21 protein-coding genes and 1 pseudogene are annotated in these 19,710 nt (G+C 59.9%); 6 read left to right on the forward strand and 16 right to left on the reverse strand.

Annotation, left to right across the window (positions count from 1 at the left end; translation table 11 throughout):
* Nucleotides 1-60: 60 nt before the first annotated feature.
* From AC3IUA_RS22545 to AC3IUA_RS22595, 11 genes and pseudogenes are all read right to left on the reverse strand, one after another.
* Nucleotides 61-519 carry a cupin domain-containing protein gene (locus AC3IUA_RS22545; protein WP_489357101.1) on the reverse strand — a complete coding sequence of 153 codons (459 nt, stop codon included), beginning with the start codon at nucleotides 517-519 and terminating at the stop codon, nucleotides 61-63.
* Between the two features lie 153 nt (nucleotides 520-672).
* On the reverse strand, nucleotides 673-1,263 hold the full coding sequence (locus tag AC3IUA_RS22550; protein WP_489357102.1) for a nucleotidyltransferase family protein: 591 nt from the start codon (nucleotides 1,261-1,263) through the stop codon (nucleotides 673-675).
* Nucleotides 1,260-2,164, reverse strand: a pseudogene (locus tag AC3IUA_RS22555) (XdhC family protein); the annotation flags it as partial. The pseudogene AC3IUA_RS22555 and the gene AC3IUA_RS22550, both read right to left, overlap by 4 nt.
* A gap of 125 nt (nucleotides 2,165-2,289) precedes the next feature.
* The gene (gene murB, locus AC3IUA_RS22560; protein WP_489357103.1) at nucleotides 2,290-3,309 is read right to left on the reverse strand and encodes a UDP-N-acetylmuramate dehydrogenase; all 1,020 of its coding nucleotides are present in this window, start codon (nucleotides 3,307-3,309) and stop codon (nucleotides 2,290-2,292) included.
* The gene (locus AC3IUA_RS22565; protein ID WP_489357104.1) at nucleotides 3,306-3,770 is read right to left on the reverse strand and encodes a low molecular weight protein-tyrosine-phosphatase; all 465 of its coding nucleotides are present in this window, start codon (nucleotides 3,768-3,770) and stop codon (nucleotides 3,306-3,308) included. Before AC3IUA_RS22565 ends, murB begins: the two co-directional genes overlap by 4 nt.
* Entirely contained in the window at nucleotides 3,770-4,534 is a 765-nt protein-coding gene (gene kdsB / locus AC3IUA_RS22570; protein WP_489357105.1) for a 3-deoxy-manno-octulosonate cytidylyltransferase, read from the reverse strand. The genes AC3IUA_RS22565 and kdsB overlap by 1 nt, the downstream gene beginning before the upstream one ends.
* Nucleotides 4,531-4,716 carry a Trm112 family protein gene (locus tag AC3IUA_RS22575; RefSeq protein WP_042728811.1) on the reverse strand — a complete coding sequence of 62 codons (186 nt, stop codon included), beginning with the start codon at nucleotides 4,714-4,716 and terminating at the stop codon, nucleotides 4,531-4,533. The genes kdsB and AC3IUA_RS22575 overlap by 4 nt, the downstream gene beginning before the upstream one ends.
* Nucleotides 4,717-4,738: 22 nt before the next feature.
* Nucleotides 4,739-5,749 (reverse strand): tetraacyldisaccharide 4'-kinase, encoded by a 1,011-nt coding sequence (lpxK, locus tag AC3IUA_RS22580; RefSeq protein WP_489357106.1) that lies wholly within the window; start codon nucleotides 5,747-5,749, stop codon nucleotides 4,739-4,741.
* Nucleotides 5,749-6,177 carry an ExbD/TolR family protein gene (locus AC3IUA_RS22585; protein WP_489357107.1) on the reverse strand — a complete coding sequence of 143 codons (429 nt, stop codon included), beginning with the start codon at nucleotides 6,175-6,177 and terminating at the stop codon, nucleotides 5,749-5,751. Before AC3IUA_RS22585 ends, lpxK begins: the two co-directional genes overlap by 1 nt.
* Nucleotides 6,174-6,812: a MotA/TolQ/ExbB proton channel family protein gene (locus AC3IUA_RS22590; RefSeq protein WP_191636266.1), complete on the reverse strand. Its 639-nt coding sequence runs from the start codon at nucleotides 6,810-6,812 to the stop codon at nucleotides 6,174-6,176. The genes AC3IUA_RS22585 and AC3IUA_RS22590 overlap by 4 nt, the downstream gene beginning before the upstream one ends.
* A gap of 87 nt (nucleotides 6,813-6,899) precedes the next feature.
* Entirely contained in the window at nucleotides 6,900-9,134 is a 2,235-nt protein-coding gene (locus AC3IUA_RS22595; RefSeq protein WP_489357108.1) for a DNA internalization-related competence protein ComEC/Rec2, read from the reverse strand.
* 135 nt (nucleotides 9,135-9,269) lie between these two features.
* Between AC3IUA_RS22595 and AC3IUA_RS22600 the strand changes: the two genes are divergently transcribed.
* Nucleotides 9,270-9,785, forward strand: coding sequence for a DUF2062 domain-containing protein (locus AC3IUA_RS22600; protein WP_489357109.1), 516 nt, complete (start codon nucleotides 9,270-9,272; stop codon nucleotides 9,783-9,785).
* Nucleotides 9,786-9,892: 107 nt separating this feature from the next.
* Here AC3IUA_RS22600 and AC3IUA_RS22605 read toward each other — a convergent pair whose 3' ends face one another.
* The 4 genes from AC3IUA_RS22605 to AC3IUA_RS22620 form a co-directional block, all read right to left on the reverse strand.
* On the reverse strand, nucleotides 9,893-10,672 hold the full coding sequence (locus AC3IUA_RS22605; protein WP_489357110.1) for an ABC transporter permease: 780 nt from the start codon (nucleotides 10,670-10,672) through the stop codon (nucleotides 9,893-9,895).
* Nucleotides 10,669-11,601: an ABC transporter ATP-binding protein gene (locus AC3IUA_RS22610; protein ID WP_489357111.1), complete on the reverse strand. Its 933-nt coding sequence runs from the start codon at nucleotides 11,599-11,601 to the stop codon at nucleotides 10,669-10,671. The genes AC3IUA_RS22605 and AC3IUA_RS22610 overlap by 4 nt, the downstream gene beginning before the upstream one ends.
* A 134-nt stretch (nucleotides 11,602-11,735) precedes the next feature.
* Nucleotides 11,736-12,359 (reverse strand): glutathione S-transferase family protein, encoded by a 624-nt coding sequence (locus AC3IUA_RS22615; protein WP_489357112.1) that lies wholly within the window; start codon nucleotides 12,357-12,359, stop codon nucleotides 11,736-11,738.
* Nucleotides 12,360-12,403: 44 nt separating this feature from the next.
* On the reverse strand, nucleotides 12,404-13,063 hold the full coding sequence (locus AC3IUA_RS22620; protein ID WP_489357113.1) for a transglutaminase-like domain-containing protein: 660 nt from the start codon (nucleotides 13,061-13,063) through the stop codon (nucleotides 12,404-12,406).
* Nucleotides 13,064-13,310: 247 nt separating this feature from the next.
* On the opposite strand from AC3IUA_RS22620, the gene AC3IUA_RS22625 reads away from it, so the two are divergent.
* Both AC3IUA_RS22625 and AC3IUA_RS22630 read left to right on the forward strand, forming a co-directional pair.
* The gene (locus AC3IUA_RS22625; protein ID WP_489357114.1) at nucleotides 13,311-15,758 is read left to right on the forward strand and encodes an acyl-CoA dehydrogenase; all 2,448 of its coding nucleotides are present in this window, start codon (nucleotides 13,311-13,313) and stop codon (nucleotides 15,756-15,758) included.
* Between the two features lie 92 nt (nucleotides 15,759-15,850).
* Entirely contained in the window at nucleotides 15,851-16,249 is a 399-nt protein-coding gene (locus AC3IUA_RS22630; protein WP_489357115.1) for a PA2817 family protein, read from the forward strand.
* A gap of 239 nt (nucleotides 16,250-16,488) precedes the next feature.
* Here AC3IUA_RS22630 and AC3IUA_RS22635 read toward each other — a convergent pair whose 3' ends face one another.
* The gene (locus tag AC3IUA_RS22635; RefSeq protein ID WP_489357116.1) at nucleotides 16,489-17,484 is read right to left on the reverse strand and encodes a LysR family transcriptional regulator; all 996 of its coding nucleotides are present in this window, start codon (nucleotides 17,482-17,484) and stop codon (nucleotides 16,489-16,491) included.
* 92 nt (nucleotides 17,485-17,576) lie between these two features.
* On the opposite strand from AC3IUA_RS22635, the gene AC3IUA_RS22640 reads away from it, so the two are divergent.
* The 3 genes from AC3IUA_RS22640 (at nucleotide 17,577) to AC3IUA_RS22650 (ending at nucleotide 19,707) form a co-directional block, all read left to right on the forward strand.
* Nucleotides 17,577-18,203 carry an alanyl-tRNA editing protein gene (locus AC3IUA_RS22640; RefSeq protein WP_489357117.1) on the forward strand — a complete coding sequence of 209 codons (627 nt, stop codon included), beginning with the start codon at nucleotides 17,577-17,579 and terminating at the stop codon, nucleotides 18,201-18,203.
* 93 nt (nucleotides 18,204-18,296) lie between these two features.
* Complete coding sequence (locus AC3IUA_RS22645; RefSeq protein WP_489357118.1) at nucleotides 18,297-19,067, forward strand: 2OG-Fe(II) oxygenase; 771 nt, start codon at nucleotides 18,297-18,299, stop codon at nucleotides 19,065-19,067.
* A gap of 1 nt (nucleotide 19,068) precedes the next feature.
* Nucleotides 19,069-19,707, forward strand: coding sequence for a LysE family translocator (locus AC3IUA_RS22650; RefSeq protein ID WP_489357119.1), 639 nt, complete (start codon nucleotides 19,069-19,071; stop codon nucleotides 19,705-19,707).
* Nucleotides 19,708-19,710 lie beyond the last annotated feature (3 nt).

Below are 19,710 nucleotides of genomic sequence, written 5' to 3' on the forward strand. Positions count from 1 at the left end.
CGATGCAGGCGGGGCTTTTTTTGGTTCTCGTCTTTGATTACGCCTATGCAATAACGACTGTCATCCTTTGCTGTTTTTCTCAGTCACAGGTACCAGGTCGAAGTGATCATTCTGATACTGGAATAGCAAACAGTCCTTACCGGGTTCACAGCCGCTAAAATGTGGAATGTTTGCAGGCAGGTTGTAATAGGAGCCGGCCGGATAGCTAATCCGCTCACCGTTGATGACCGCATAAAACGTCCCGTGGAGCACGACCGTGGGCAAAGCCTGAGTATGGGTGTGATAAGGGTTGTCCATACCGGCAGGGAATTTTACGAATGCTTCGTAGGGGCCCTCTCCCAAGATCTTGCCATTGACGTTGGCATACAGAATGCCATTGCCATCAGGAACTGCTTTCCATTGAAGGTTGGAGGCAGGTAACGAGATCAGCTCCTTTGGATTTGTTTCTTTGGCTACGTTGGCGCAACCGACTATTGAAAGGAACGCAATTGAAACCATCAATTTTTTCAGATTTTTCATGGACAAACTCATGCGGGGGCTTAACAAGCGGCACTCAGGCGTTGGATACCACTAATGGTTTAGCCAATTGGCTGAAGCGACCACTTTAGGTGGGATTACCTGAAACCCGAACCAATAAAGTCAAACAAAATTTGTGCAGAAAACATTGGGTGACTACTTGAAGACCAACCTCTCAGGCACATCCACATCCCACAACACCCCGAGATCATCCACCGCCACTTCAACCACCCTCGCCTGCGCAAACAACGACTTGGCCCCCTGATCACCGGACAACCCCATCAACCCCGGCCCATAACTCCGTCCAAATCCCACCGGATGCCCAAACTTGCCCTCGTGCACTGGCACACTGACACAGCCATCAGCAATCCCCGCCACGACCCGTTCAATACTCGAAGGCAGGATGAACGGCATATCCCCCAGCACAATCAGCCAGCCACCGAGCTGCGGACACGCCGCCACCCCGGCCGCAATGCTGTCACCCATCCCGATGGATTCGATCAATACAATGTCGCAGCCGTAGGCCTGAGCCATACGACTCACCTGCGGGCGATCTCCGGTGGTCACCAATACGCGTTTCTCAAGCGTTGCAGGCAAATTCACCAACACGTGCTCGATTACCGAATGAACGGCGCCATCACGACCGGTGCAGTCGGCCAGTAGCTTGTCCTTCTCGGCACCCGCCACTTCTCGGAAACGACTGCCCTGCCCCGCCGCCAGAATGATGACCCCGATGGGTTCGCTCATACGCCCTCCTGCAACAACTTCTTCTGTTTCAGCTCGACACCGTTCTTGATCGCGACAATTTCCGCCAGCAGCGACAAGGCAATTTCCGCCGGAGTATGGCTGCCGATGTGCAACCCGATCGGACCGTGCAGCCGATCGATTGCCCGTTGTGACAAGCCTAGCTGAGCCAGGTCATCCCGCCGCTTCTGGCTGTTGACCCGCGAGCCCAGCGCTCCAACATAAAACGCCCTGGAGTCCAGCGCCGTGAGCAGCGCCATGTCGTCCCAGGCGCGGATCGTGAGTCAGGGCAACGATGGCCGTGCGCTCGTCGGTCTGGATGGGCAGCACCGCTTCGTCGGGCATGCCCGAGACAAAACGGCCGTGCTGCTCTTCCCAACCATAGGCGAACTCGGTACTGCGGATCGCAGATCACTTCGAAATCCAGCAGCCGGGCCATTTCCGCCACATACCGCGACAACTGCCCGGCGCCGATCAGCAATAGGCGTCAGCGCGGACCGTAAATAGCACGCAATGTGCTGCCATCGAAACTCAGCACATCGGCCTTGTCCGTCGCTTGCAAAACAACTTCGCCAGTCTCGAGATCTAGCGAGCGGGCCACGATTTCATTTGCCTCGCAGCGCGCCAGCAACTCGGCGACCCAACCCCGATCGCCGACGCGCTCCTCGGTCAGGCGCAACGTGCCGCCACAGGGCAAACCGAAGCGTGCGGCGTCCTCATGGGTGATGCCGTAGGTGATCAACTGCACCGGCGGTCCGTCGGCCGGAATGCGACCATCGTGCAGGCGGGCAATCAAATCATCCTCGACACAACCACCGGACACCGAGCCAATCACCACGCCCTCTTCACGCAAGGCCAGCATGGCGCCAGGCGCACGAGGCGCGGTGCCCCACGTCTGAGCGACCTATCGTTAGGAGGCGGAGTTAAAGCAGCATTAACAAAAAAAACACTGCAACCACGAAAGGTTTGCAGGGCTCTGTATTGCTGTTTTCGGCTTTCGGCCTGTAGCTCAAGGCTTGCAGCCTGGCTTCAATACTGATTGGGCTCCATTTCCAACTGGACCTTGAAACGTTCGGCAATGTCTTTCTGGATTCGTTGCGCCAGGTGCAACAACTCCAGCCCGGTCGCCGCGCCATAATTGACCAGCACCAACGCCTGTAGTCGATGCACTCCGGCATCCGCTTCACGAAAGCCCTTCCAGCCTGCGCGCTCGATCAACCAGCCGGCAGCCAGCTTCATTTTTCCGTCAGCCTGTGGATAAGCCACCAGATCGGGGTACTCGGTTTTTAGCTCGGCAACCAACGCCGCCGCTACCAACGGGTTCTTGAAAAAGCTGCCGGCATTGCCGAGCACTGCCGGATCAGGCAGTTTTTCGTTGCGAATGCTGCAAATGGCCTGGCTGACATCACTGGCAGTCGGATGACTGATGCCTTGCTCAGTCAAGCGTTGACGAACCGGGCCGTATTCCAGGTGCAGATGCTCGGCGCGACTCAAGGCAAAACGCACCCGCAGAATCAACCAACGCCCGGCCTCATGCTTGAACAGACTGTCACGGTAGGCAAAGTTGCACTCTTGCAGGCTGAAATCCCGCAACTCGCCAGTCTCACGGTCCAGCGCGGTCAAACCGGCGAACACGTCCTTGATTTCGACACCGTAGGCACCGATGTTCTGCATCGGCGCAGCGCCCACGGTGCCGGGGATCAGGCTGAGATTCTCCAGACCCGAAAGCCCCTGCTCCAGGGTCCATTGCACGAACGGGTGCCAGGTTTCCCCGGCTTCGGCCTCAACCACCACCTGGCTACCGTCGTCACTCAACAGACGGATGCCTCGGGTGGCCATGCGCAGCACCAACGCCGGGATATCAGCGGTGAGCAACAGGTTGCTGCCACCGCCAATCACCAGCAGCGGCAATCCCTGCTCAGTTGCATACGCCAGCGCTTCGCGCACATCAGCGTCGCTGTGCGCCTGGGCAAACAGCTGCGCACGGACATCAACGCCAAAGGTGTTGAACGGTTTGAGAGAAACCTGGGATTGCAGTTGCAAGCTCATAACCGTCCCTTCAATTCGAGCACCAGCAAATCGCTGGCGCGCTCGATCAAGTCGAGCACCTGCTCGAAACCCTGATCGCCGTCGTAATAAGGATCGGGCACTTCATCCACCACTGACTCGTAGCGACGCAGGAACAGGTCCAGCTCAGCCTTGCCCTTGGCCGGTTGCAGGGCCTGGAGGTTGCGCAGGTTGCTCTGGTCCATCGCCAGCACCAGGTCGTAGGTGGCGAAGTCGGCGCGGTTTACTTGCCGGGCACGCTGGGCGGATAAATCGTAGCCACGCAACCTGGCGGCGGCCTGACTGCGCTTGTCCGGCGCCTTGCCGACATGCCAATCGCCGGTGCCGGCGGAGGCGACTTCCACCTGATCCGCCAGCCCCGCCTCACGCAATTTGTGGCGCAACACGCCTTCTGCCGTGGGTGACCGACAAATGTTGCCCAGGCAGACAAACAGAACCCGCATCAAGCCTCCAGCAGGCGCCGAACGCGCTCGAGGTCTTCAGCCGTATCGACACCCGCCGGCGGCGCTTCCACCGCATCACCGACGTGAATCCGCACGCCGTGCCAGAGCGCGCGCAACTGTTCCAGGCACTCGGTGTTTTCCAGCCAGCACGGCCCCCAACTGACGAAGTCATGCAGGAAACCGGCGCGGTAGGCGTAGATCCCGATGTGTCGGCGATAAGGCACGCCAGCCGGCAATTGCTCGCGACTCCTGGCGAAGTCGTCCCGGGCCCAGGGCAACGTGGAGCGACTGAAAGTCAGCGCCAGGCCATTGAGGTCGCTGACCACTTTGACCACATTGGTGTTGAACAGGGTTTCAACGTCTTCGATCGGCTCGGCAAGAGTCGACATGCGCGCTTCGGGGTGCGCTGCCAGATTGGCTGCGACCTGATCGATCACCGCCGGTGGAATCATCGGCTCGTCACCCTGCACGTTGACCACGATGGCATCGGCGGCCAGGCCCAATTGCGTGGCGACTTCGGCCAGACGATCAGTACCGGAGTTGTGATCCTCGCGGGTCAGCACCACTTCGGCGCCGAACACCTTGCAGGCTTCGACAATGCGCGCATCATCGGTGGCCACCACGACTCGCTGGGCACTGCTTTTACAGGCTTGCTCCCAGACATGCTGGATCATCGGCTTGCCGGCGATCATCTGCAGCGGCTTGCCCGGCAGGCGGGTGGAGGCGAAACGGGACGGGATGACAACGGTGAAGGCTGCGCTCATTTGTCCAGTCGCTCATCGGTGCTGAGGGTGCGGGCTTCGCTTTCGAGCATCACTGGAATGCCGTCACGAATCGGGTAAGCCAGACCGGCACCCTTGCTGATCAGCTCGGTTTTATCGGCACTGAGCTTCAGCGGACCTTTACAGACCGGGCAGGCAAGGATGTCGAGCAATTTGGTGTCCATGAAAACTCCCTGGATAAAAGCGTTAAGGCAAAAGACGAGCCGGCAACAAGCGCATCAACTGCGTATCGAACCAGGCCACAAAGGCCGCGGACGGCACTGCGTCGACTGCCAGATACCACCATTCGGCTGCCGCGAACCCACGGCACTTGACCGCATCTTTCTCGGTCATGACCAGCGGCAATGGCGGCATGAAATTCAAGGCTTGCACACTGTACTCGGCGTGGTCGGCAAAAGCATGCGGGACTGGCCGCCAGTGTAGCGTTTCAAGCGTGTCGAAGAAACGTTGCGGGTTGCCGATGCCGGCCACCGCGTGCATGAATTGCCCGGGGGGAAAGTGCTCCAGCGGGAGCCGTTCGCCGGTCAGTAGATTGACCAGGGCTGTCGGTTTGAGCCGGAAGGCAAAGCCATCGTCGCGATCGGCCGGGGCGCCGTTATAGAGCACCGCATCGACGCTCTGCAGGCGCTCGATCGGTTCGCGCAACGGTCCCGCCGGCAGACAGCGCTGGTTGCCCAGGCCACGTGCCGCATCAATCAGCACCAGCTCAAGGTCCCGGGCCATGCGGTAATGCTGCATGCCGTCATCAGAGAGGATCAGGTCCAGCGGTTCGCTGGCCAGCAGCGCCTGCACGGCGCGGCTGCGATCCGGGTCGATCATCAGCGGCACGCCGCTGCGCTGGACAATCAGCAGCGGTTCGTCACCGGCGACTTCAGCTGCTTGCTCGGCCTCGACCCGCCACGGCAGGTGCGGTGGCTTGGCGCCATAACCGCGGCTGACCACGCCCACCCGCAGACCACTGCGCTGGCAGTGCTCGATCAACCAGAGAATCAGCGGAGTCTTGCCAGTACCGCCCACGGTGATATTGCCAACCACCACCAACGGCACCGGCGGCTGGTAGATCTCGCCCGTACCTGCCAGAAAGCGTGCACGTTTGCGCATCACCACGCGTCGATACAGCCATTCCAGCGGCTGCAAAACCTTCAATGCAGGATGGCCGGCATACCAGGCGGCGAGCAAACGATCGGAAAGTGCCATCAGGGAGTCGGCGCCGCCTCGACGGTGGTCATGCGCAGGTGACTGAAACCGAGCTTGCCAGCCGCATCCATCGCTATGATTACGGCCTGGTGCCGGGCTTTGCCGTCGGCACTGATCGACAGTGGCAACGTGGTGTCGCCAGCGGACTCCTTCTGCAAGGCCTCCATCAGGCTGGCCAGGTCACTTTTCGGTAGCAGCTGATTGTTCAGGCTGAACACCCCGTCGGCGCTGATGGCGATGTCCAGGTGCCTGGCTTGCTGATCCTCGGCCGGCGAGCCGCTGACCGCTTCCGGCAGTTCGACACGCAACTGGGTTTCACGGGTAAAGGTGGTGGTGACGACAAAAAACAGCAGCAGGATAAACACCACGTCGATCAGCGACGCGAGGTTGATATCGATCGTCTCCCGCGGTTTGCGGCGGAATTTCACGCTTTTTTGCCCTCGACCAGATCCACGTCACGGTCGCCTTGTATCACCTCGACCAGTTTGATCGCTTCCTGCTCCATGCCCACTACCAGCTCATCGACCCGGCGCTGCAGGAAACGGTGGAAAAACACCGCTGGAATACCCACCATCAAGCCTGCGGCCGTGGTGATCAGCGCCTTGGAGATACCACCGGCCAGGACCGCGGCATTGGTGCTCATCCCCGAGCCCATGAATGCGCTGAAGATATCGATCATGCCCAATACCGTACCCAGCAGCCCCAGCAGCGGCGCCATGGCGGCGATAGTGCCCAGTGCGCTGAGGTAGCGTTCGAGTTCATGAATCACCCGCGCGGCGGCTTCTTCGATGCACTCCTTCATGATCTCGCGGCCATGTTTGGAGTTCGCCAGGCCCGCGGCCATGATCTCGCCCAATGGGGAGTTGGCGCGCAGTTCCTTGAGTTTGTCCTTATTGAGTTGCTTGTCCTTGATCCAGACCCAGACCTGTCCGAGCAAATGATCCGGGGTGACGCGGCTGGCCCGCAGGGTCCACAGGCGCTCGGCAATGATGGCCAGGGCCGCGATGGAACTCAGAATGATCGGCAACATCATCCAGCCGCCGGATTTGACCAATTCCCACACAGTGACAGTCCCCTCGAAAAAGTGCGTCACTCTACCATAGGGGGTCGACTCACCGAAGTACGGTATGTCGCATGCACCCTGCCCCCTTTACCCGTTCCAGGGCGGTGCCGCACGCCAGAAGCGCCGTTGGTCGCGTAATCCCCGGGGCCCCTCGAAGGCCCCGAGTTGCAAACGCAGCGCGCCTTGTTCGACGCTGTCATAGGTCTGAATGCCCAATTCCCGGTAACGTTGCAGCACCTCGGGGTGCGGATGGCCGAAACTGTTGCCCAGCCCCCGGGAAATCAACGAAGCCTTGGGCCGCAATGCCGCCAGAAACTCCCGGGACGACGAGCTGCGACTGCCGTGATGAGGCGCCTGCAACCAGTCCACCGGTTGCGCCATGGGACTCTTGAGCAGCGCCCGCTCGGCGCGGGCGTCGATGTCTCCTGCCAACAACAGGCGTTCGCCCTTGGCCTCGACCCGTAGCACACAGGAATGCTGGTTGCTGTCTCCGGCGGCCGACCACTGCCAGAGGGAAAACTTCACCCCGTCCCATTCCCAGTTCTCGCCAGTCACACAGGGCTCGGCCAGCAGTACTTCAGACAGCTCACCCGGTTCACCACTGAGCACCCGTTTGACCGGCAACCCACGCTGCACCGCCACGGCGCCACCAGCATGGTCGGCATGGGCATGGCTGATCAGCATCAGGTCCAGCTCGCGGATACCCAGCTTGCGCAAGGTTGGCAATACCACTCGCGCCCCAAGGTCATACTCGGCAACACGCGGACCGGCGTCGTAAAGCATCGCGTGGTGCCTGGTTCGCAGGATGTAGGCAAGGCCCTGGCCAACATCCAGTTGCCAGACCTCCACCTCGCCCGCCGGCACCTTCTCCCCCGGGGCGAAAACTGCCAGCAACAGCATCGGCCAACCCGGCAGTCGCAGTGGTACGCCTTTGGGCAATAGCAGCAGTACCGCCCCCAACGCACTCAGCCCCCAGGCCCAGACCGGCAACGCCTGCGGGACCCAGGCCGGCAGACCTGCGGCTATCAGACCCAGAATCTGGAACAAACCGTCGAGCAGGCCACCGGCTACCCACAACAACCCTTCCCCTAGATACGGCACCGGTAGCAATGCGCTGCCGAGCAAGGCCAAAGGTAATACCCCTAGACTGATCCAGGGCACTGCCAGCAGATTGACCAACGGCCCGCTGAGGCTTACGGGCAGTCCGAGCACCAGCAGCATCGGCAACAAACCGATAGCGATCAGCCACTGGGCACGACTCCAGGCCTGCCACCACTGCCACGCACCCAGTCGACCACTGAAGGTAAAAATCAGTACCGCCACCGCGGCGAAGGACAGCCAGAACCCCGGCTGCAGGCTGGCCAGGGGCTCCAGAATCAACACCCCGTTCAGTGCCAGCAGCAGCGGCCACCAAGCCCCCAGGTGGCGAAAGCGCAACCGCCAGATCAATACCAGGCCGAGCATCACACAGGCCCGTTGCACCGGCACTTGAAAACCGGCCAGGAGGCCGTATCCGAGCGCCGCGGCAAATGCCAGGCCGCACGCCCAGGGTAGCCAGGGCCTGTTACCAGGCCAGCAACCGTAACGTGCCAGAGCGGCAACCACGGCGTAGATCAACCCGGCCAGCAAACCGATGTGCTGACCGGAAATCACCAGCAAGTGCACCGTACCGGTGTCCTGCAACACCTGCCAGTCCTGCACTGTCAGGCCGGAGCCATCGCCCAGCACCAGTGCGGCCAAGGCACCGGCGCGGCCATTGGCGTCGACATTCAGCAAGCGCTGGCGGATTCGATCCCGCCACGCCCACTGCGCCGGAACCAGCAATTGACCGTCCTTGACCGATCCCGTGGCACCGATCCGCCTGGCCAGCAACCCGGCCTCATCATCGTTGCCATGAGGATTGAGCAAACCATGGGGCCGCTTGAGTTTGACCGCCAGGCGCCAGCGTTCGCCACTGTTCACCGGTGGCCCGCCATGCCAGCTCAGGCGCATCCGCCGGGGCAGCGCACCCCGCCGTGACTGACCGTCCAGCAATTCGAAGCGCACAGACTGGCCGCTGTTCTGTGGCAAACCCGTCACCCGCCCTTCAAGCCACAGGGTTTTGCCATCGAGACTGGCCGACAGACGATCATCGAGTGCCCATTGTGCCGAGAGACAGGCCCAAGCCAGGCCGAGCAGGAAAAAAGCCAATGGATAAGTGCGAAACGGTAACAACATCAGCGCCACTATCGGCAGCATCAGCAACAACCCGACCGGCGGCAACCACGGCAAAAACCGCAAAGCCAGCAGACCCAGCGCGAGCGCGAACATCCCTGTGCGCATACAACCATCCTTGAGCGATCCCCCTCTTGGATTAGCTGACCCGCAGGCAAGCGCTTTTATTAATTGTCACAAAGTCTGAATTTGTCCTCGGTAGAATCAGGGCATACTGGCCGCCTGAACCGACCGAGAAGCCCTATGCCCCGGCGCTTATTCAAACGTTACATGCCAGACCCGACCAGCATCAGGGAACACAAGTCCTTACGCTTTCTCGGCACGCTACTGCATGACCCGAACCTCTGGCACCTCAATCGCCACTCGGTAGCACGGGCGATGGCCGTCGGGCTGTTTGCCGCGTTCATGCCGATTCCATTGCAAATGCTGTTGGCGGCCTTTCTGGCCATTGCGGTGCGCGGCAACCTGCCGATTGCCGTGAGCCTGGTCTGGCTGACCAACCCCATCACCATGCCGCCGGTGTTCTTTTGCACCTATCAGATCGGCACCTGGCTGATGAACGCGCCCGCCAGAACCCTCCCTGACGAGTTGACCTGGGAGTGGATCAGCGGGCAGTTGTCGACCCTGTGGCAACCCTTCCTGCTCGGCTCGGTAGTCGCTGGCCTGGCGCTGGGTGCCCTCGCCTATTGCCTGACCATGGTCTATTGGCGTTGGTGGGTCGGCCGGCAATGGACGAAGCGCAAGAAAAAACGCCTGTAGGAGCTGCCGCAGGCTGCGATCTTTTTATCTTCGGCGCCTATGCGACTGTTGAAGGTGCCGGGGGAAGCCGAAGAGCAAGATCAAAAGATCGCAGGCTTCGCCAGCTCCTACGTGCGCATCCCGCGGCCGCTGACCAGCAGCCGGGCACAACCGACGTACAGCACTATCGTAGCGACCAGCATGAAGGTAATGGCCACGCTGATCCTGATATCCGAGACCCCGAGGATGCCGTAGCGGAAGGCGTTGACCATATGCAGCACCGGGTTGGCCAGCGACACCGTCTGCCAGAACGGCGGCAACAGGCTGATCGAGTAGAACACCCCGCCCAGATAGGTCAGCGGCGTCAGCACGAAGGTCGGGATAATCGAGATGTCATCGAAGTTGCGCGCGAACACCGCGTTGATGAAACCCAGCAGCGAGAAGATCGTCGCCGTCAGTACCACCACCAGAATGGTCACGCCCAGGTGATGCACCTGCAGGTCGGTAAAGAACAGCGACAGCAGCGTCACGATCACCCCAACCATCAGCCCGCGCAACACGCCACCCAGTGTGTAGCCAATCAGAATGGTGTGCGGCGAAACCGGTGAGACCATCAGTTCTTCGATGGAGCGCTGGAACTTGCTGCCGAAAAAACTCGAGACCACGTTGCCGTAGGAGTTGGTGATCACCGACATCATGATCAGTCCGGGCACGATGTATTCCATATAGGTGAAGCCACCCATATCACCGATCTGCCGACCGATCAGATTACCGAAGATCACAAAATACAGCACCATGGTGATCGCCGGCGGCAGCAGGGTTTGCGGCCAGATCCGGGTAAAGCGCCGGACTTCACGATAGACGATGGTATTGAGTGCAACGAGGTTGGGTTGCAGCTCGGAACTCATACCGCCACCTTCGCCAGATTTTTCTCCACCAGGGACACGAACAACTCCTCAAGGCGATTGGTTTTATTACGCAGGCTCAGCACTTCGATGTTCTGTGCCGCCAGTTGGCCGAACAGCGCGGTGATGCCCACCGCTTTATCGACCTGGACTTCCAGGGTGTGGCCGTCGACCAGGCGATTCGGATAGCCGATCAGCTGCGGTGCAACCTTCATGTCGTGTTTCAGGTCGAGCAGGAAGGTCTCGACATGCAGCTGGCTGAGCAACTGGCGCATGCTGGTGTTCTCGACGATGGTGCCGTGGTCGATGATGCCGATGTTGCGGCACAGCTGCTCAGCCTCCTCCAGATAATGGGTGGTGAGGATGATGGTGATGCCTTTCTGATTCAGCTCGGTGAGGAAGGTCCACATCGAGCGGCGCAGTTCGATATCCACCCCGGCAGTGGGTTCGTCGAGGATCAGCAGACGCGGCTCATGCACCAGCGCCCGGGCGATCATCAACCGTCGCTTCATGCCGCCGGACAACGAACGCGACGGCACGTCGCGCTTGTCCCACAGGCCGAGCTGGGTCAGGTACTGCTCGGCCCGCTCCTTGGCAACTTTGGGCGGGATACCGTAGTAGCCGGCCTGAGTCACGACGATGTCGAAGGTCTTTTCGAACTGGTTGAAGTTGAATTCTTGCGGCACTACGCCAATGCAACGCTTGAGCGCAGCGGGCTCGCGGTCGAGGTCATGACCAAAGATATTCACCGTGCCGCTGGTCTTGTTCACCAGGGTCGAGAGAATGCCGATGGTGGTGGATTTGCCTGCACCGTTAGGGCCAAGCAAGGCGAAAAAGTCACCTTCGGCGACATCCAGATCGATACCACTCAGGGCCTGGAAACCGTTGCCGTAGGTTTTGGTTAGCTGCCGGATGGACAGAGCGGAACTCATATCGGATTTACGCACCAGGAGAGGGAAGAAAGTTACAAATATGGGCGGACCGCACGGAATACAACGGCGGCGCGCGAGACTAATGGTGCTTGTCGACGCCGCACAAGTACAGTCAGCTGTATTAATAGTCAGTATTAAGTCAACGCGGTCATGACCGCTTTGCGATAGGCCGGGCGTTGCTGAAGGCGCTCATACCAGGCTTGCAGATGGGACATCTGCGGGCGCTCGATGGGCATCTCGAACCAGGCATAAATGAAGCTGCCCAAGGGAATGTCACCCAAGCCAACCTCGTCGCCGGACAGGTACGCCTGCTCTGCCAACGCCTGATCGACCATCCATAGCAATTCGACACAGGTGTCGCGGGCAGCAAGAATCTTGCCCCAATCCTGCTGATCCGCCGGGGTGCGCAATACGCCCCAGAACACCTGACGGAAGGGATCGGCAAAGGTTGAAGTGGTCCAGTCCATCCATTTTTCGGCAGCGGCACGTGCCTGCAGATCCGCCGGATACCAGGCCGAGTCAGCGGCATGTCGGGCGCACAGATAACGCACAATGGTGTTGGACTCCCAGAGTACGAACCCGTCATCTTCAATGACCGGGACTCGGCCGTTGGGGTTCATCGCCCGGTACTCGGGGGTATCGACCACCCCGAAAGCGCCGCCCGCATCCACCGCCTCGTAGGTCAGGCCGAGCTCTTCGGCGCACCAGAGTACTTTTCTGACATTCGACGAATTTTTCCGACCCCAGATCTTCAGCATGACCACTCCTTAGATAGATGAATGCCGGGGCAGTCTACGCCGGATCAGGCGCAGCTTGAATCGGTCTGCATATCACCGAGCAAAGCCGGCAATTGATCGCTGAACAAATGTGGATAGCATTTTTCCAGGTGTTCGAAGAAAAAGGTTTCAGGCACATCGGCGAACTGCCCGTGATCCACCAGGTACTCCATCAGCTGTTCGCCCTGGCGATTGAACGGATGGAACACGCTGTCGTTGACCCCGTCGAACTCAAGTGGCGCCACATCGAACAGCTCGCACAACTGGTGGTTGAACGCCGGCGTGGCCTTGACCCAACGGCTCTGCAAATACAGCTCGGTGTAGCCGTGCATGGCGAACACATCGCTTCTGAGCAACGCCAGCAAGCGTGGCGTCGACAGGTGATTACGCACATCCGCCAGGCCGATCCTTGCGGCGATCCCACAATGTCGGGCACAGCCGGCGAGCAAGGTGGCCTTGGGCACGCAATAGCTTTCACCGCTCGCCAGTGCGTAACTGCCACGCAAGGTCTGCGGGTCGCGACTGAAGGTGTAGGGGTTGTAGCGCACACTCTCGCGCACCGCGTAATAAAGCTTGATGGCCTGTTCGAGCGGATCACGACTGCTGCCGCGATGGGTTTCGGCGAACTCCACCACCGCTGGGTGGTCACTATCGATGAAGCGACCGGGACGCAGATACTCGTGCATGAGAACAATCTCCTGGGGAAGCCATGAGTCTAGCGATGCACCCAGCACAGAGATAACGACGTTTCGGCCAAATATCAGAGTTTGCCGCTCTGTTTGCGGACGATTTCTACAGTCCGCCATCGCGATAATCGTCAAATTTCAGCCAATGTTTCCTACAAATTCAAACACATCGCTCTTACCACCCTTTTCGCGGATGCCGTCTAAGCTCTGAGGGTGGTTTTGCCCCTGGTTTCATGGAGGATTGAATATGCTGCTGTTGTGGATACTGGTTCTGGTGGTCGGCATTGCCTGGTTGGCACATCGTCGCATCGCGCCTCTGCCCGCGTTGGGCGTGGTCGCTGTCTACCTGCTGGCGATGGGCGCCTTCAGCCATGCACCAGGTTGGCTGTTACTGATTTTCTGGGTACTGCTGGCGGCGGTGGCCGCCCCCCTGTTGCTGCCGGACCTGCGCCGCAAATACTTCACGGCGCCGATGTTCAGCTGGTTTCAGAAAACCTTGCCGCCCATGTCGCAAACCGAGCGCGACGCGATTGATGCCGGTACAGTCTGGTGGGATGGCGAGCTGTTCAGCGGTCGTCCGGACTGGAACAAACTACTGGCTTATCCGAAAGCGCAACTGAGCGAAGAGGAACAGGCGTTCATCGATGGCCCGACCGAAGAGCTCTGCGCGATGGTCAACGACTGGCAGATCGGCCAGTCCATGGACCTAGCGCCAGAAGCCTGGAATCACATCAAACAGCATGGTTTTTTTGCCCTGATCATTCCCCGGGAATTCGGCGGTAAAGGGTTTTCGGCCTACGCCCATTCCCAGGTAGCGATGAAGCTGGCGACCCGCAGCGGCGACCTTGCCTCAACCGTGATGGTGCCCAATTCCCTCGGCCCGGCCGAACTGTTGCTGCATTACGGCACCGACGAACAACGCAACCATTACCTGCCCCGGCTGGCCCGCGGCGACGACATTCCGTGCTTTGCACTGACGGGTCCGCTGGCTGGCTCCGACGCTGGGGCGATGCCGGACACCGGGGTGATCTGCAAAGGTGAATGGGAAGGCCAGGAAACCCTCGGCCTGCGCCTGAACTGGGAAAAGCGCTACATCACCCTCGGCCCGATTGCCACCTTGCTCGGCCTGGCCTTCAAGGCCTATGACCCCGAACACTTGCTGGGTGAGGAAGAAGACCTGGGCATCAGCCTCGCGCTGATTCCGACTGACCTCCCCGGGGTGGACATTGGTCGCCGGCACCTGCCGCTGGGTGCCTCGTTCATGAACGGCCCGAACTCCGGCAAGGATGTCTTCGTCCCGCTGGAGTTCCTCATCGGTGGCCAGGAGATGCTCGGCAAAGGCTGGATGATGCTGATGAACTGCCTGTCGGTCGGGCGCTCGATTTCACTGCCCGCGGTCGGCACCGGCGCAGCCAAGTTCACCAGCCTGGTGAGCGGTCAATATGCCCAGGTGCGCGAGCAATTCAACGTCCCGCTGGCAGCCTTCGAAGGGATTCAGGAAGCACTCGCGCGAATCGGCGGCAATGCCTGGCTGATGGACAGTGCGCGGATGCTCACCGCCAACGCGGTCGACCTGGGCGAAAAACCTTCGGTACTCTCGGCGATTCTCAAATATCACCTCACCGAACGCGGGCGCGAGTGCATCAGCCATGCGATGGATGTCCATGGCGGCAAGGCCATCATCATGGGCCCGAACAACTATCTGGGCCGTAGCTGGCAAAGTGCGCCGATCTGCATCACCGTGGAAGGCGCGAACATCCTCTCGCGCAACCTGATGATCTTCGGCCAGGGGGCAATTCGCTGCCACCCGTTCGTACTCAAGGAAATGGCCCTCGCCGAACGCGAAGACAAACATCAGGCGCTGATCGAATTCGATGGCTTGCTGCTCAAGCACATCGGTTTTGCCGTGAGCAACGCCGCCAGCACCCTGGTGTTGAACCTGGGCCTCGGGCACTTCGACCGCGCACCGGGGGACAAGCTTAGCCAGGGTTACTTCCGTGCCCTCAACCGGCAGGCCGCCGCCTTCGCCATGCTCGCCGACCTCAGCATGATGCTGCTGGGCGGCGAACTGAAACGTCGCGAACGCCTGTCCGCACGCCTGGGTGATGTGCTGAGCAACATGTACCTAGCCTCCGCCGCGCTCAAGCGTTATCACGACCTCGACTCGCCGGAGCATATGTATCCGCTATTCGCCTGGGCCATGGAAGAAAGCCTTGGCCAATCCGAACGGGCGCTGGACGAACTGCTGAGCAACTTCCCGAACAAGGTACTTGGCTGTCTGCTGCGGGTAGTGGTGTTCCCGTTCGGCCGTCGGCACAAAGGTCCGTCGGACAAACTGGGGGCCGACGTGGCCGCGGTAATCGGTCGCGCCAAAGGCGATCCGACACTCGAAGAGCTGCTCGGCGGCTGTTATCGCCCGCAATCGGTGGAAGATCCAGTCGGTGCCCTGCAACACGCCTGCACTCTGCTGAGCGCCGCGCAACCGCTGCAGAAAAAACTGCAAATAGCCCTCAAGAGCGGCCAACTCAAACCGGTCGCCGGAGAACCTGTGATCGATGCCGCACTGGAGGCCGGCGTCTTGCAACCGGTCGAAGCCCAGACATTACGTGAGGCAGAAGCGGCGCGGCGCAAAGTCATCGACGTCGATGACTTTACCCAGGAGCAACTGACACTCAGCGAGGGGAAAATTCGCTAAGCCAATCCGTACAGCTGTTCAATTATGAAAAGCGGGCGCCGGAGTTATATACTCTGGCGCCCGTTTTGCTTAAGTTCTAGAGGACTCCCGTTATGCTCGACCACACTCTCGCCCTGCTCGCACACCTGCGCAGCATCCTGGTCGCCTTGGGTGAAGCCGAACAGGTTCCGGAAGAAAGCCACGAGCTGTTCCTCGAGCGCTTCGACGAACTGATGCTGCAACTGCCGGTCGATCCGATCGAAAGCCAATACCTGGGCCAGGACATTCTCTGCCAGGTCATCGCCCGTTATCCGCAGATTGCCCACCTGGTGCCACGAGACCTGCTGTGGTACTTCGCTGGCGACTGCCTGCACTTCATGCCCGACGACGAGATCGACCTGTACCAGGCCCTTGAAGATCGTCGTTATGAAGCCGAACAAAACGACGAACCCTTCGACTGGAATCAGGAAAAGCAGCTGCTGTCGATGTCGAATCAGGCCAGCAAGCACTGATCCCCGATCGATAACTGTCTAGTCCTGAAATAGGTTTACACCTATTTCAGGACTAGACACGTGAAGATCAAAAGATCGCAGCCTGCGGCAGCTCCCACGCCGACCGCGTCCATCCGCCATTTGGCGGATGTAGACAAATCCCCTCGACCGCGTCGCCATTTGGCGGGCGTACGCCAATCCCACTGCAGGAGCTGCCGAAGGTTCGGGCCGCGTTCGGACGATCTTTTGATTTTGTGTTTTCAAGGCCCCCCATCCCTTTCCGGCAACTCGTACGCTCGCGGGTCTTTGCTGCCAGCCGCCTTTCCAGGTTTGCTCAGGGTCGGTTCCTTCTCCAGGCACTCCACCAGATAGTCGATGAGCACCCGCAGCTTCGGCGGCATATAGCGCGTCGGTGAATGCAACAACCAGGCTCCGCCATGATACGAGGCGAGGAAATTCCAGTCCGGCAGCACCTGCACGATCAGTCCCTGCTCCAGCGCATGGCGCGCCGTGAAGTACGGCAAACTGCCAATCCCGAGATGCTCAAGCACCGCCCCCAACCGCACGCCCGTGTGATTGGCCGCATAGCGTCCGCGCACGCCCACGGTTACCGCCTTGGTGCCCTTCTTGAATTTCCAGCGCGCGTCGTTCGGGGTTTCGCCCAGATAAATGCAGCTGTGGTCAAGCAGGTCATGGGGATGAGTCGGCGTGCCATGTTCCGCCAGGTACTGCGGCGTGGCACAGAGCAAATGGTCGATAGTCAGCAACTGGCGTCCGACCAACCCGGCTGGAGGTCGATCGGTGATGCGGATGGCCAGATCGACGTTGTCATCGATCAAGTCGACCTGGCGATCCTCGAGCAGCAGCTCGACATCGACTTTGGGATATCGACGCAAAAACTCCGGCATATGCGGATGAATCACAAACCGCCCCACTGCCTTGGGCACACTCACCCGCACCAGGCCCTCGGCCTCATCGGTGTACTGGCCGCTGATCTCCATCACGGACCTGGCCGCACTGACCATCTCCTGGCAGCGCTTGAACACCTCTTCGCCGCCATCGCTCAGCCGCAACTTGCGGGTGGTGCGCTGCAGCAGTCGAGTGGCCAGGGCCTTCTCCAGCCGCGAGATGCTGCGACTCACCGCAGACGATGACGAGCCCATTTGCCGAGCCGCTTCCGAGAAGCTGCCCGTCTCGACAACCTTGACGAAAATCGCCATTTCACCCAACAAGGGCAGCGGTAGATTTATGCTCACGACGCAAAAGTCCATTGATGTTTGAATGGATTATCACGCAATTCCTCCCTCCCTATAATAAAAAACAGAAATTCTATGAAGGCATGGAAAATATGACGCTTCGCCTTTTTTTCCATAGCGATGACCTCAACGCGAATGTGGAAGTCCTGGAATGCACGCCCCACGAGAATGAATTTGCGCTGATTCTGCGCGCGACGCTCTTTCACCCCCAAGGCGGCGGGCAGCCCTGTGATACCGGCTGGATCGGCGAAAGCCAAGTGCTGCGAGTCAGCCAGGACCCGGAGCGGATCGTCCATTACGTCAGCCAACCGGTAAACCCGGGAATGGTCCAGATTCGAGTGGATGAACAGCGCCGTCAGTTCAACAGCCGAATGCATTCGGCTGGCCATCTGATCGGTCACTTCGCCGAAGCCCTCGGCTGGACCCCGATCAAAGCCCACCACTGGCCCGGCGAGGGACGGGTGTCCTTCAAGCCAGGAGAAAATCCGCAGGACTTTGACGTCGAGACCATCGAGAACGGCGTGAATCAATGGATTGTCGATGACTTGCCACGCTTGATTTCCTTGCGCGAGGGCTCCCGCGAAATCGGCTTCGGCGAACTGCCCGCCTACGGCTGCGGCGGCACCCATGTACGGCGCCTGCAGGAACTGGGCACCGTCAGGATCGCATCCCTTTCGCAGAAGAAAGGAACGCTAACCGTTTACTACAGCGTGGACTGAACCCTCGGACGATGCCGCGCAACTGATCGCCTGGAGCAGGGATAGCCCCCGGGGCGCGGGATCGATCATCAAACCGATAGATGGACCTTGAACATGATGCTTGACGTCGAGCGTCTCGATGAGACGTGCATAAAAAAACTTGCCCGCCAAGAAGTGCTCGCCATTCGCCTCAAAGGCTTTCTGACAAAACCGCAGGCGATCCGGATCGGCGACAAGATTCTCGCTCCCGGTTTCGAGGGTTACCTCAATGCCCCCAGCATTGGCCGCATCGGCATGGCTTTTTACGAAGCGCAAAACCAGCCGTTGCTGATCGAAGATTACTTTCAACGCGCGGCGTCAAACATCGCAGAACTGCGCACGCGCTGCGCACCTTACGCCTCACCCGTCGACACTTTGCGCTGCATGCTCGATGAGTGCTGGCCGGTCGGGGCGCACCTGGAGAATATTGACGGACGCAAGATGTATGTCGGCCTGTCGCGGGTGGTGCAACCTGGGGTGTGCTTCCTGGCCCACCACGACATTTTCGCCAAAGACGCCCCCGACAGCATTCAGGCCCACAGCCTGGAGGCGCAACTGGCCTGCAACGTCTATCTGAATATGCCGCCCGAAGGCGGTGCCCTGCAAATCTGGGAAGACGACATTTCAGCGGATCGATTCGATGAAATGCGCGGCGACAGCTACGGCATCGACCCTGCGCTGCTCGGCCCTCCCTCGCTGGAAATTCGCCCGGAGCCGGGCGACTTCATCATGTTCAATTCGCGGCGCATGCACTCGGTTACCCCGGGTGTGGCCGACTCGCGCTTGAGCCTGTCTTTTTTTGTCGGCTATCGGGGCAACGCTTCGCCCCTTACTTACTGGAGTTGAAATGCTTTCGAATTACCTGGGCGAGTTTCTCGCATTGGCGACGATCCACTTTCTGGCGGTGGTTGCCCCCGGGCCGGACTTCGCGGTCACCATCCGCCAGAGCGTGCGTTACGGTCGAGTAGTCGGACTGTGCACGGCCATCGGGATCGGCGCCGGCATTTCGGTGCATGTGCTTTACACCTTGCTCGGGGTTGGCGCGCTGATGCATACCACACCCTGGCTGCTGAGCGTCGCCAAGGTGGTGGGTGGCGCCTATATCCTCTATCTCGGCATCAGCCTGCTGCGCAGTAAAGCGAAAACCGCGGTTGAAGGCGGCAATGCCCTGCCGGAACAACTGGAACACCAGACCTTGCCCAAAGCCTTCATGACCGGCTTTTTGACCAATGCCACCAACCCCAAGGCCACGCTGTTTTTCCTGGCGATTTTCACCACGGTGATCAGCGCTTCGACTCCGCTGAAGATCCAGGCGCTTTACGGAGTCTGGATGTGTTTTGTGAACGCCCTGTGGTTCGTCATCGTCGCGCTGTTTTTTTCCAGCACTCGGGTGCGGCTACTGTTCATGCGCATGGGCCACTGGTTCGAACGGACCATGGGCGTGATTCTGATTCTGTTCGCCGGGCGCTTGATCCTGTCGATGTGATTG

This window comes from Pseudomonas sp. KH_050 (assembly GCF_057838875.1).